Raw genomic sequence first — 13264 nt, forward strand, 5'->3', positions numbered from 1 at the left:
TTGCGGGCACGCCGCGTCCCGCTGAGTAGACACGGCCCGGACGGATCGCCGGCGACGGCCACATACTCGGGGCACAAGCAAGGAGGTTCGATGACGACCGATGCGACCGTGACGGCAGACCACACGGGCTCGGATCCCGCCGAGCTGCGCTCTTACCTGCGTCAGGCCGACGCCGGGGTGTTGGTTGCGGTGTTGGCCCAGCTGACCGGCGATCCCGCCGTCGTCGACCGGTTCGCCGAGAAGATCTCGTTCGAACCCGACCCGCCGGAGCAGATCGGTGTCACCGACGACGAAACCCGCGAGGCGCTGGTGGAAGCGGTGATGATCGCACTCGACCAACCACGTCCGGCCGGTGCACTGCCGATCGATGACCCGGCGCTGTTCGCCCGGATCGCACCGCTGGCGCTCGGGACCGAGGTGGCCGGCGAGTATGTGGGCCTGCTGCTGGAACAGGGTGGGTTCCACCCGTCGCAGCCGGTGCTGCCTCGGACCGCTGAGCTTCCGACGGACTTCAAAGTGGTCATCATCGGCGCCGGGATCGCGGGGATGGCTGCGGCGCTGGAATGCGCTGATGCCGGAATCAGTTACGAGATCATCGACCGCAACGACGAGGTGGGTGGTACCTGGTACACCGCCGTCTACCCGGGCATCGGTGTCGACACACCCTCGGCCTACTATTCGCTGTCGCGCGACATCAACGCTGGGTGGTCGAGCTACTACCCGCAAGGCGCTGAGTACCAGAAGTACCTGGAGTCGGTCGCCACCCAGAACAATCTGCGGGACCACACCCGATTCAGCACCGAGGTGGAGGCGCTGTGGTGGGACGAGGACCGTCAGCTGTGGCAGATCCACGCTGTCGGTCGCGACGGCACCCGTGATGTCAGCTATGCCAATGTGGTGATTCCGGCCGTCGGCTACCTCAACCGCCCGCGGTGGCCGGAACTGGCGTGCAGGGAATCCTTCGCCGGTGTGAGCATCCATTCCGCCGAGTGGGATCCGGACTTGGATTTGCGTGGCAAGAAGGTGGCGATCATCGGTGCCGGATGCACCGCGGTGCAGATCGTCGACGCCTGCGTCGGCGAAGTCGAGCACCTCACGGTGTTCCAGCGTCAGCCGCATTGGGTAGCGCCGCGCAAGCGACTCACCGACGATGTGCCCGAATACCGTCGATGGCTCAACACCCACATCCCGTTCTACGCCAACTGGAATCGGCTCAAGTCGTTTTGGGGTACCGCCGACAACAACTATCCGGTGATCGTGCGAGATCCGGAATGGGCGGCTCACCACCTGTCGATCTCGCCGGCCAACGATGTGTTGCTGCGGATGTGCCTGGATTACATCGACCGGATGTTCGGGGCCGGTTCGGACTTGGCCAAGAAGGTCACTCCTGACTTCGCGCCGTACGGCAAGCGCATCATTCGCGACCCCGGAGGCTACTACGCTGCGCTGACCAAGCCGCATGTCGATGTGGAGGCCAGCGAGCCCGCGCGGGTCAACGAGCGTGGGATCGTCACCCAGGACGGCCGGCAGATCGATCTGGACGTCATCATCTACGCGACCGGCTATTACCTCGATTTCTTGTCGACGGTCGATATCCGGGGCCGCGGCGGCATCAAGCTCAGAGACGTCTGGGGAGACAGTCCGAGTGCCTACCGCGGCGGCATGGTCCCCGGTTTCCCAAACATGTTCATCTCCTCGGCACCCAACTACAGCCCGGGTCACGGGGGCGGGCACAACTTCGGTGTGGAGGTGATGGTGCACTACGTGATGGAATGCCTCCAGCTGATGGCGCAGCGGGGCGTGCCGACCATCGAGGTCACCCCGGAGGCGTTCGAGAGCTACGTCGGCGAGATCGATCGGGCGATGGCGGACACCGTCTGGTGTCACACGCCCACCGCACACACCTACTACCGTTCCGGCGGAGGACGAATAGTCACCGCCTTCCCGTTCCGGCTGATCGAGGTGTGGCAGAGCCACCGCGCTCCGATCGAGGAGGATCTCATCCTCCGATGACCGGATTACTCAGCGGGAAAACCGTATTGGTGACCGGAAGCAGCCGAGGAATCGGGCGGGCAGTCGCTCAGCGACTGGCCTCCGAAGGGGCGACGGTAGCGGTGACCGCGCGCTCTCATCAGCCGTCGCCGTCGACTCGTGCGGGCCACACGGAGGCTCTGCCAGGCACTATCGCCGAAACCGTCGAACTGATCGAGGCTTCCGGTGGCACGGCATTCGGCATCGCCGCCGATCTGGAGGACGCCGACCAGCGGGCCGGCTTGATCGGGGAGGTGGTCGAGCGGACGGGCCGCATCGACATCTTGGTCAACAACGCCGGATACGCCGACTACTCGGTGATCGAGGCCATGCCTATTCAGACCTTCGACCGCACCGTCGATCACTATATGCGGACACCGTTTGTGCTGATTCAGCAGGCAATTCCGCACATGCGACGGCAAGGTGCGGGCTGGATCGTCAACATCGGATCCGTCACCGGCCTCTCTCCGGCGCGCCCCTACCGCGAGTACAACAAGTCGTCCGGAGACGTGATCTACGCGTCGATGAAGGCGGCACTGCACCGGCTCACCCAAGGTGTTGCTGCTGAACTGCTGGACTCCAACATCGCCGTCAACGTCGTGGGACCGTCCAGCGCGATCCGGACACCGGGCGCAGACAGCCTCATACCCGATTCTTTCCCGACCGAGCCGGTGGAGTATCTGGCGGAAACAGTCTTGGCGATGTGCCACCTACCAGCCGCCGAGCGCACCGGTCTCGTCGCGTTCAGCCTGCACTATCCCTGGTCGCAGCAGCTCGCCGTGCACAGCCTGGATGGCGCCACAGTGCTCCCGCCACTGGAACCGCCCACGGCCGCCAATCCCAACATTCTGCCCGCCGGAATGTGATGTAAGGCGCGCCGTCACGGCTGTAGGACGGTGCGGTCGATTGCGCAGAAGCTGTGGCACACCCGATCGCGAACGATCACCTCGGTGGTCTCCGGGTCGAACCACCGGTCCACCACGGCCCAGTGAATCGGGTGCATGAGGTAGGGGCCCATCAACCCCGCCGTATCAGTGAATTCCTGCTCGAAGACGTGCGTCCATTCGGTGTCGCCCGTCGGTTCGGTCACGCGGCTCAGCTGCCACGCACAGATGGTGGGGACATAGCCGGGCATCGACTTGAGCTCCGACTCGAACCGAGCCAGCGTCTGCGGTGATGTGCCCGGCTGAACCCTCAGCAGGAGCGTCCGGTACAACGTCGCGGGATTGCCGGTACCGATCGGCGCGCCCTCGTACGTAGCGCCGTTGATTCGGGTGATCGCCGGGTCGGTCAGCGCTGCCGCCAGCCGCGCTTCGGCGATATGCCACGCTGATTCGTCCGGGAAACGCAGGTGCACCAACACATCCCCGCCGTTGCGTGACCCGCTTTCGGTCGGTTCGACGATCCATCGCAGCGCCCCGCTGTGGTCGGCCACCGCGCGGATGTCGTTGAGCAGCCGATCGCGTTCGCCGGGTTCGACATCGAGTAGTCGCGTGACGTTAAACATCGGTCGCAGTCATCTCGCAGAGTGTGTCGACGTCATCTGCCGCGGCCGCCACCGAGCGGCTGCGTTCGACCACCAATTCTTCGATAGCCGACCACCATTGCCCCAATTCGGGATCCGGACGTCCCTTCCAGGTCATCCGCCACCAGCTCAGCGGGTCGGGCAGTGACCAGGTGATCGTGATGGTGTTCGACTCGCCGGCGAACCAAATGGGTGGACTGACGAGCACACTCTGCAAAGTCATTCCGCGTGCCCTGGCGCCGGGCGCGTACTCCGCGAGATAGCGATCGACGAATCGTCGCGCCAGCCCGGGCCTGGTCACGATCCGGTCGATGACGAAGACTTCACCGCCAGCCATGCAGACGAGGCTAGGGGCAGCCCGGTCGTGAGACCGGCTACAGTCCCGGACATCGGGAGACAGCCGTTGACGGACACCGTTGGCAGCGAGGACGGTTAGCCGATGAACGATCTCAGCATGAATCCGTTCGCCCCGGCTCAGCTCGGTCCGGTCCGATTGCGCAATCGCGTCATCAAGGCCGCGACCTCGGAAGGCCGTTCGCCCGACGGATTGGTCACCGACGATCTGATCGACTTCCACCTGAGCTTCGCCAGGGGCGGTGTCGGCATGACCACCGTCGCGTACTGCTGCGTGTCCCCGCAGGGAGCCAGCGCGCCCGGGCAGATCGTGATGGACACCAAGGCGCTCCCCGGTCTCAAGAAGCTCACCGACGCGGTGCACGACACGGGTGCGGCTATCTCCGCACAACTCGGCCACGCCGGCGTCGTCGCACAGAAGAAGCTCACCGGTGTTTCCGCGATCGCGCCGAGCCGCTTCATCAATCCCAGCTCGTTCGCCTACTGCCGCGAGATTCGACGCGACGAAATATTCGCTGTCATCGATCAGTTCGGTGCGGCGGCACAGGTGGCCGTCGCCGCCGGCTTTGACGCTGTGGAACTACATTTCGGCCACCTCTATCTGCCGAGCTCGTTTCTGTCTCCGCTGATCAACCGGCGTAAGGACGAGTACGGCGGAGACATCGACGGCCGTTCACGATTCGTACGGGAGATCGCGCAGCGAGTTCGCGACGTCGTGGGCAAGCGGATCGCGGTGATCGCCAAGTTGGATATGGACGATGGCCTGCCAGGCAGCATCTGGATCGACGAGGCGCTGCGTACCGCACAGTTGTTGGACGCCGACGCGACGCTGGATGCCATCGAGCTGACGCAGGGCTCGTCGGTGTTCAAACCGATGTACCTGTTCCGGGGTGATGTACCGGTGCGCGAATTCGCCCGGGTGATGCCGCCGGCGCTGCGCCCCGGGGTGCGGGTGATGGGGAAGTGGGCGATGGGCAGCTATCCCTATGAGGATCTCTACATGCTTTCCGCTGCCCGTCAGTTCGTTCCGATCATGGGCAACACCAAGTTGATTCTTCTCGGTGGCATCACAAACCGCGACCATCTGGTGACCGGGATGCGTGAGGGCTTCGACTTCATGGCGATGGGCAGGGCACTGCTGCGTGAGCCGGATCTGGTCAACAAAATGATCGGGGATCCCGAGGTGCGTAGCCGCTGCGACCACAACAACAAGTGCATGGTGACCGTCTTCAAGCGCACGCACTGCGTCCTCGACCCGCACCAGCGCTATGGCCACGTAGAGCCCATGACGGTGCCGTCCGAAGGACCGCCGGCTACGTCGTGACCGGCGGACCCAGGAGTTCAGTCAGTGACGCGCATGCCTGGGCCCTGGCCCGCCCGCAGATGTCGAGCGTGGGCATGGTCATGAAGCCGTGCACGCCGCCTTCGAAGTAACGCACCGCGGTGGGAACGCCCGCACGGCGGAGCGCCTCGGCGTAAGCGCGGCCCTCGTCACGCAACGGGTCGTGGCCCGCTATCACCGCGACCGTCGGCGGCAGACCGGACAGGTCCGGGGCGTGCAGGGGGGACGCGTAAGGGTGGGACCGATCAGCCACGGTAGGCACGTATTGATCCCAGTACCACTGCAATGCGGGCTTTGGGTTGTAGTAGCCGCGGCCGAACTGGCGATAGGACGGCGTGTCGAAGTCGGCGCCGATCACCGGGTACAGCAGCAGCTGACCGCTCAGGTGCGGCCGCCCGCGGTCACGGGCCATCAATGCAGTGACGGCGGCAAGGTTGCCGCCGGCACTGTCGCCGCCCACCAGCAGCCTGTTCGGGTCGCCACCGAGCTCGGCGATATGGTCTGCTGCCCAAACGGTGGCCGCGTAGACGTCCTCGGCCGCGGCGGGCCACTGTCCTTCTTCCGGCGCCCGCCGGTAGTGCACGGAAACCACCACGGCGGAAAGTTGATTCGCAAAGTCGCGGCACAGGTCGTCGTGGCTGTCCAAGTCGCAGAACACCCAGCCGCCGCCATGGGCCCATACCAGGGTCGGGACCGCGTCGGTGTCTACGGCCCACGGGCGGTAGACACGGACCTGGAGTGGGCCTTCCGGGCCGGCGATGATTCGGTCGTACACCTGCGCCACGGGCCTGGGGTCGGCGGCCGCCGTGAAACGTGCGCGGATGGCGGCTCGGGCTTCGGCCCCGGTCATCGTATGCACCGGCGGGAATCCCGCGTTCAGGGCTTCGATGATTTTTGCGATCTGCGAATCCAGGATCATGCGAGCTTGAGTGCCCCGGTACGAGCTGCCGGTCGCGCGGCAGGCCCTGCGCGCAGCGGTCGCATCTGCTGCAGAGTGGGGGACACTCGAACGGGGCCGCAGTCGACCGCTTGCCAAATGCCCATCGCGGCGATCCGCACCGGAGCGACCAACCGCTGGTCCAGCTTGATCCGGTTCATCGGCCCGCAGACCGAGATCGCGGCGACCGCCTCGCCCGGGTCGCCGATGGGGGCGGCGACGCAGCCGAAGCCGGGCAGTGACTCTTCCCGGTCGAACGCGAAGCCGTGAGTGCGGACTTTGAGCAGTTCGCTGCGAAGTTGGGCGTGGGTGGAGATCGAGTACTTGGTCCGCCGGGGCAGTCCATCGGAGTTCAAGACGTCGATGTCACCCTCGTCGGCAAACGCCAGCATTGCCTTCCCCACCGCGGTGCAGTGCGCCAGTTGGCGGCCACCGACGCGGGTCGGAATTGCCGCGGTCATGCGATCGCCGACCTTGTCCATGTAGACGACGTCGGGTCCGTCAAGGACGGCGAGGTGCACCACCAGGCCGGTCGCGGCGTGGAGTTCGTGCAGTTTGCGGAGCGCGGCCTTGTGCAGGCGATCCTGGTGCACCGCCAGGGATCCCAACTCGACGAGGCGCATGCCCAGTTCGTAGTCCCGGCCGCTGCGGCGCAGCCAGCGCAGCTGGACGAGACGCTCGAGCATGCGGTGCGCTGACGAGCGGGGAAGCCCGGTCCGGCGCACGATCTGGGCCAGCGTCAGGCGGCCCGGCCCGTCGAAAGCGTCGAGGACCAGGGATACCCGGTCAATGACGGCGCTGGGAGTTTCGTTCGGCGCATCCTTGGCGGCGGTCACGGGTAATGCGGCTGTCGCGGGCATGGGGATCCTCCGGGGTACATGCCTATTAGGCATATGACTAATGGTCATATCTCTACCACATCGGTGTTGCTGTTGTCACACTTCCGCTCGAATTCGAGTGCGCGCACGACCGTCGGCCTGCACGCCGCCGGTCTCACCAGCAACGCGGCATGGCATAACGGGGCTGCGCGTCCGGGTTCACGCCGTGCGCGGTGCGCGCGTTAAAGGACGCCGCCGTGGCCCGCAGCGCACCGGGCGCCGACCCCGTCTCTCTCCAGATCAACGACGGTGTCGGCGACCCAGGTGGACGGATGCATCATCAGTTTTCGATGATCAGAAACGCCTTGTTGTCAGTGGTTGGCGTCAGCTGCCCGACTCGAGGGCACGCCGCAGTCGAGCGGCCGATCGACGCCGGCGGGTGGCCGGCCGGAAGGGGAAGCCAGGGATTACGGCCGCATCGCCGCAGGCAGGTCGTCAACCCACCGGTGGCCCCAGTAACTGTCTGCCGTGATCTCTTCGGCGGTGTAGTGGGTGTCATCGACCCGCATGCCGTCGGTGCCGAACTCGATGTCCCAATCTCCCGGTGCGCGAACGTAGAACGACACCATCTTGTCGTTGGTATGCCGCCCCAGTGTCGACGACAGCTGAAAGCCGTCCTTGGCGACTCGGTCAAGCGCCTGGCCGACGCTGTCGAGGCTGTCGACTTCGACCATGAGATGGATCAACCCGGGGTCGCGCAGCGTTGCCGCAGGGCACAGGGCCAGGCTGTGATGGCGCTCGTTGACACCTAGGAAGCGCACGCGTACCGGTCCGAACTCCGGGGGAACAGGCACCCGGAAGGCGCCGCGTGACTTGAACCCCAACACCTCGGTGTAGAACTCGAACAAGCCCGCGACATCGAGGGCCGGCAACACCACATGCCCCAGGCCCTGGTCGCCCGTCACGAACTTTGCGCCGAATGGCGTGATGACCGGGCTGTGATCGAGAACCGGGCCGTGGAAGACCTCAAGCGACGTACCGGCGGGGTCTTCGAACGCGATGGCCTCTTCAACACGGCGGATGTCGGCCTCGGCCAGTGACAACTGCCGGTAGGAGACGCCGGCGGCCGCAAGGGAGTGCGCGACCGTCTGCAGGTCTGCGTGGTCGCGCACCTCCCAGCCGATGGTGGTGATCTTGTCGGTGTCGCCGGGGGATACCACGATTCGGGCGGTGCGTTCGTCCATCCGCAGGTACAGCGAATCCGGATCGGGGCCGCTACCTTCGGCGAAACCCAGTACGCCGAAGGCGAAGTGACGCCACTTCTCGATGTCGGTGGCTTGTACCGTGACGTAGCCGAGGCTCTTGATCGGGCTCACTGGGCGACCCTTAGATCATTGCCCGTAGCGGGCCCTGCGGGTCCACGCCGAGCGAGCTCAATGCCGAGGCGTGGTAGACCGTTCCCGGGGCGTGGATCGCATGCACCTGTCCGACGTGGACGTCGCGCCAGTAGCGCTGCAGTGGCTTGTCCATCCGTGTGGCATTGCCGCCACACCGGGCGAAGAGCTCGTCGACCGCCGAGACGGCGCGCCATACCGCGCGAATCTGAGTGCGGCGCCCAGCCGCTCGGTCCTCGAATGAGACGTCCTTGCCGGCGTCGACCATGTCGTAGATCCGGTCGGCGTTGGCCAGGAGCTCTTGACGAGCGGCGTTGATGTCGGCGGCGGCCTCACCGATCGCGAACATCACATAGGGGTCGTCTTTGATCGCAACACCGCTGGAATTCACCCGAGAGCGCTGGTAGTCCAGCGCAGCGGCCAAAGCGCCTTCGGCGATGCCGATCGTCGCCGACGAGATGCCCAGCGGGAACATCGTCGACCAGGGCATCAAATAAAGCGGCTCGGTCATCCCGGCCTCGCGTTGCGCGGTGCCGTCCATAACCTGCAAAGCATCCATCGTGCGGTAGCTCGGCACGAACGCATCGGAGACGATGACGTCCTTGGAACCGGTGCCTCGCAATCCCACGACGTCCCAGGAATCCTCGACGATCTGGTAGTCCTTGCGCGGCAGAATCATGTGCAACATCTGCGGGGGCATCAAGGGCTTGCCCTCGGCGTCACCGATCATGGCGCCCAGAATGATCCAGTCGCAATGGTCGGTGCCCGAACTGAACTGCCAACGCCCGTTGAAGAGGTAACCACCGTCAACCGGCTTGGCGACGCCTTGCGGTGCGTAGGGCGACGCCACCCAGGTGTCGACGTCGTCGGCCCAGATCTCGTCGCCGACTCGAGGATCGGCGTAGGCGAGCTGGTAGGGGTGCACGCCGACGACACCGTTGATCCATCCCGCGGACGGGTCCAGCGCGGCGGTCGCCATCACCGTTTCGGCGAACTCACGCGGGTGCACCTCCAGCCCGCCGTGCTTCCGCGACTGCAACAGCCGAATACTGCCGATCTCCTTCATCGACTTGACTGTGTTGTCAGTCAGCTTGCCGATCTTCTCGGCTTCCTCGGCTTGCTCGCGCAGTTGGTCGGCCAGCTCCGCGACGCGGTCGATCACCCGTTTAGTCATGTCAACGATGGTGGACGCGGGGAGCGGGCGGTCGCCGGCCTCGTCCCGGTGAGCGGACGACATTCATCGTCGACATCAGAACTCGACATTCAGCTTGTCGGACAGCGGGCGCGCCTGGCAGGCCAGGAACAACCCCTCGGCGATGTCTTCGGGTTCGAGGATCGCAGCATTGCCCAAATCGACCTGACCCTCGACCACCGTCGCCGCACACGAGCCGCAGTTGCCCTCCCGGCAGGAGAACGGAGCGTCGATGCCCGCAGCGAGCATCACATCAATCAGGTTGCGGGACTTGGGCCAGCAGAGGCGATGGGTCTTCCCGTCGATGCGGACCTGCACGTCGGCCGCCTCAGCGTCGCCGCCGAAGTCTTCGATCGGGACGTCGGCAAACGGATCACCGGTGAGCGACTGGAACACTTCGAGGCGGATGTTCTCGCGTGGTACGCCGGCCTCACGCAACGCCTCTTTCACCACTGCCATAAACGGCTCGGGGCCGCACACGAATGACTGGTAGCTGGTGAACATCCGGGCGAAGCCGCCCAACTGAGCGCGGGTAGGCAGACCCTGGATCGACTCGAGCCAGTGCAGAACCGTGAACCGACCGGCATACCGCGCAGCCAGTTCGCGCAGCTCGGCCGCGAAGATGACCGAACTCTCGTCACGGTTGGCGTAGCACAGCACTACCCGTCCGGTGCCGGCGGCGAGCGCCGACTTGAGGATCGACATCACTGGGGTGACCCCGCTCCCTGCCGCCCATAACAGAAAATCCGCATCCAGATCCGCCGGCGTGAACTGTCCGGACGGCGGGAGGGCTTCGAGAGTGTCACCGACGGAAACGTTGTCGCACAGCCAGTTCGACACGTAGCCGCCATTCGTACGCTTGACGGTGACCTTATGCACGGCATCGGTGTGCGGAGAACTCGCCAGCGAGTAGCAACGGGCGGCCGACCCGGTCAGGTCGCTTGGTACGCGCACCGTCAGGAACTGCCCCGGCCGGTAGCTGAATCGGTTCTGATACTCGTCGGGAATCGCCAGCACCACCGACTTCGCGTCGTGGCTCTCCTCGATGACGGCTGTGACGGTCAGTGCTACGGCGCGTGCGCCGTCCCCGGCTCGGCCGGCAGATCCTGCATCGGTCATGGCCGACATTGTGAGCGGCCGAGCGAACTGGCCGGGCCGCTCTCACCGGTGGCCGGGAGAAATTTCCTGATGCCCGTTGACCGGGAAGTTTTGACGCCAAAATCCTCGGTGACTGCCTACGGTAGCCGCCGTGAGCAGCCCGACCGAAAGCAATGTTGACGTCATCGTGGTGGGTGCCGGGTTCGCTGGCCTGTATGCCCTGCACAAGTTCCGGCAACAGGGGCTGTCGGTGCGCGTCTTCGAAGCGGCACCCGAAGTCGGAGGTACCTGGTACTTCAACCGGTACCCGGGAGCGCGCTGCGATGTCGAGAGCCTGGACTACTGTTACTCGTTCTCCGATGAGTTGCAACAGGAGTGGACCTGGACCGAGAAGTACGCCACCCAGTCCGAGATCCTCGACTACATCAAGTGGGTCGCCGACAGGCTCGATCTGCGACCGGGGATCACGTTCAACACCAGGGTGGTCTCGGCTGTTCTCGACGAGGACGTGATGCGGTGGACGATCGCCACCGACAGTGGAGAAACGGTCGTCGCGCGGTTCGTGGTGATGGCCACCGGGCCGCTGTCCTCGCCCTTGACTCCGGACATCCCGGGACTGGACACCTTTGGCGGCGAGATCTATCACACCGCGCATTGGCCGCACGAGGGTGTGGACTTCACCGGAAAGCGGGTCGGCGTCATCGGGACCGGTTCGTCTGGTGTGCAATCGATTCCACTCATCGCCGAACAGGCCGCACAGCTGGTGGTGTTCCAACGCACCCCTAACTACAGCGTGCCCGCGGGTAACCGCCCGTTGACCGCCGAGGAGATCGCTCACGCCAAGGCGACCTACGACGAACGGCGCCAGATGTCCTGGCGCAGTGGCGGCGGGTCACCGCATGTCGCCCATCCGAAGCTGACCATGCAAGCCACGCCCGAAGAGCGCTACGCGGCCTTCGAGGAACGGTGGCAGCTGGGCGGGGTGTTGTTCTCCAAGACCTTCGCCGACCAGATGACCGACATCGAGGCCAATGAGGAAGCCCGAAAGTTCTACGAAGGCAAGATTCGTGCGGTGATCGACGACCCCGAAGTCGCCGAACTGCTGATCCCCAATGATCATCCGATCGGCACCAAGCGAATCTGCACTGACACCAACTATTTCCAGACATTCAATCGCCCCAACGTCACATTGGTCAGTGTTCGCAAGACTCCGATCGAGGCGATCGACGAATCGGGCATCGAGACCTCCGAGGGGCACTACGACCTCGATGCCATCGTCTTGGCGACTGGCTTCGACGCCATGACCGGCACTCTGGCCAAGATCGACATCGTCGGTCGCGGGGGGCGCAAGCTGGTCGAGGATTGGTCACACGGGCCCCGCACCTACCTCGGGCTCGGTGTCGACGGATTCCCCAATCTGTTCCTGGTATCCGGGCCCGGCGCACCGGCGGTCCTGGCCAATATGGTTCTGCACGCCGAGGCGCACATCCAGTGGATCTCCGAGGCCATCGCCTATCTGGACCAGCATGGCTACGCGGCCATGGAAGCCAACGCCGGTGCCGTCGACGCCTGGGTTGCCGAATGTAATCAGCGAGCCGACGCCACCCTCTTTCCCAGAGCTAACTCGTGGTACGTGGGTGCCAACGTTCCCGGAAAGCCCCGCGTGTTCATGCTTTTCATCGGCGGCTTCGCCACCTACCTCGATATCTGTGCAGAGGTCGCCGACGCGGGATACAAGGGATTCACCCTGCTCAAGACGTCCTGATGCCGAGCCTGGTCATCGATGTACATGCCGGTGACGACTGTGTTGCCGAGTTCTCCGGGCTGGGTTCGGTCCGGCTGGTTTTCGCATAGATTCGAATTGAGGAGCGTTCATGGCTGCTAAGGCCTCAGTGGCGATTGTCGGGTCGGGCAATATCAGCACTGATCTGTTGTACAAGTTGTTGCGTTCGCAGTGGCTGGAGCCGCGCTGGATGATCGGCATCGATCCGGAGTCTGAGGGCTTGGCTCGGGCGCGCAAGCTGGGTTTGGAGACCTCGGCCGAGGGGGCGGACTGGCTGTTGGGGTTGGATGAGAAGCCGGATTTCGTGTTCGAGGCCACCAGTGCTTATGTGCACAAGGCGTATGCGCCCAAGTATGAGGCCGCTGGTATCCGGGCGATCGATTTGACTCCGGCCGCGGTGGGTCCGGCGGTGATTCCGCCGGCAAACCTGCACGAGCACGTCGACGCGCCGAACGTGAACATGATCACTTGTGGTGGTCAGGCCACCATTCCGATCGTGTATGCGGTGACCCGCGCGGTCAAGGAGCAGGGCGGCACGGTGCCTTATGCCGAGATCGTGGCCAGTGTTGCCAGTGTGTCGGCCGGCCCGGGCACCCGGGCCAATATCGATGAGTTCACTAAGACCACCTCGCGTGGGGTGGAGGTCATCGGTGGTGCGCAGCGGGGTAAGGCGATCATTATCTTGAATCCGGCTGATCCGCCGATGATTATGCGCGACACCATTTTCTGCCAGATCCCTGAGGACGCTGATCGGGATGCGATCACCGCGTCGATCAAGGACGTGGTGGCG

12 protein-coding genes are annotated in these 13264 nt (G+C 64.7%); 5 read left to right on the top strand and 7 right to left on the bottom strand.

The window, feature by feature from the left end:
• Nucleotides 1-90 precede the first annotated feature (90 nt).
• Both N416_RS0111605 and N416_RS0111610 read left to right on the top strand, forming a co-directional pair.
• Entirely contained in the window at nucleotides 91-2013 is a 1923-nt protein-coding gene (locus N416_RS0111605; protein WP_024442276.1) for an NAD(P)-binding domain-containing protein, read from the top strand.
• Nucleotides 2010-2897, top strand: a complete 888-nt coding sequence (locus N416_RS0111610) for an SDR family NAD(P)-dependent oxidoreductase (RefSeq protein ID WP_024442277.1) — start codon at nucleotides 2010-2012, stop codon at nucleotides 2895-2897. Before N416_RS0111605 ends, N416_RS0111610 begins: the two co-directional genes overlap by 4 nt.
• 14 nt (nucleotides 2898-2911) lie before the next feature.
• Here N416_RS0111610 and N416_RS0111615 read toward each other — a convergent pair whose 3' ends face one another.
• Both N416_RS0111615 and N416_RS0111620 read right to left on the bottom strand, forming a co-directional pair.
• Nucleotides 2912-3538 (bottom strand): Dabb family protein, encoded by a 627-nt coding sequence (locus N416_RS0111615; RefSeq protein WP_024442278.1) that lies wholly within the window; start codon nucleotides 3536-3538, stop codon nucleotides 2912-2914.
• Entirely contained in the window at nucleotides 3531-3893 is a 363-nt protein-coding gene (locus N416_RS0111620) for a hypothetical protein (RefSeq protein ID WP_024442279.1), read from the bottom strand. The genes N416_RS0111615 and N416_RS0111620 overlap by 8 nt, the downstream gene beginning before the upstream one ends.
• Nucleotides 3894-3995: 102 nt before the next feature.
• On the opposite strand from N416_RS0111620, the gene N416_RS0111625 reads away from it, so the two are divergent.
• Nucleotides 3996-5234 (top strand): NADH:flavin oxidoreductase, encoded by a 1239-nt coding sequence (locus tag N416_RS0111625; protein WP_024442280.1) that lies wholly within the window; start codon nucleotides 3996-3998, stop codon nucleotides 5232-5234.
• On the opposite strand, the gene N416_RS0111630 is transcribed toward N416_RS0111625, so the two are convergent.
• From N416_RS0111630 to N416_RS0111655, 5 genes are all read right to left on the bottom strand, one after another.
• Entirely contained in the window at nucleotides 5224-6171 is a 948-nt protein-coding gene (locus tag N416_RS0111630; protein WP_024442281.1) for an alpha/beta hydrolase, read from the bottom strand. The two genes, N416_RS0111625 and N416_RS0111630, sit on opposite strands and share 11 nt — an antisense overlap.
• Nucleotides 6168-7049, bottom strand: coding sequence for an IclR family transcriptional regulator (locus N416_RS0111635; protein WP_024442282.1), 882 nt, complete (start codon nucleotides 7047-7049; stop codon nucleotides 6168-6170). Before N416_RS0111635 ends, N416_RS0111630 begins: the two co-directional genes overlap by 4 nt.
• A gap of 425 nt (nucleotides 7050-7474) precedes the next feature.
• On the bottom strand, nucleotides 7475-8383 hold the full coding sequence (gene bphC, locus N416_RS0111645; protein ID WP_024442283.1) for a biphenyl-2,3-diol 1,2-dioxygenase: 909 nt from the start codon (nucleotides 8381-8383) through the stop codon (nucleotides 7475-7477).
• Between the two features lie 10 nt (nucleotides 8384-8393).
• Entirely contained in the window at nucleotides 8394-9575 is a 1182-nt protein-coding gene (locus tag N416_RS0111650) for an acyl-CoA dehydrogenase family protein (protein WP_024442284.1), read from the bottom strand.
• A 75-nt stretch (nucleotides 9576-9650) separates the two neighbouring features.
• Entirely contained in the window at nucleotides 9651-10712 is a 1062-nt protein-coding gene (locus N416_RS0111655) for a ferredoxin--NADP reductase (protein WP_024442285.1), read from the bottom strand.
• 169 nt (nucleotides 10713-10881) lie between these two features.
• Here N416_RS0111655 and N416_RS0111660 point away from each other — a divergent pair, with 169 nt between their 5' ends.
• Entirely contained in the window at nucleotides 10882-12456 is a 1575-nt protein-coding gene (locus N416_RS0111660; RefSeq protein WP_024442286.1) for an NAD(P)/FAD-dependent oxidoreductase, read from the top strand.
• Nucleotides 12457-12565: 109 nt separating this feature from the next.
• Nucleotides 12566-13264: acetaldehyde dehydrogenase (acetylating) (locus tag N416_RS0111670; protein WP_024442287.1), on the top strand; the 699-nt coding region annotated here is incomplete at its 3' end.

The organism is Mycobacterium sp. UM_WGJ, assembly GCF_000455125.1.
Taxonomy (GTDB): Bacteria; Actinomycetota; Actinomycetes; order Mycobacteriales; family Mycobacteriaceae; genus Mycobacterium.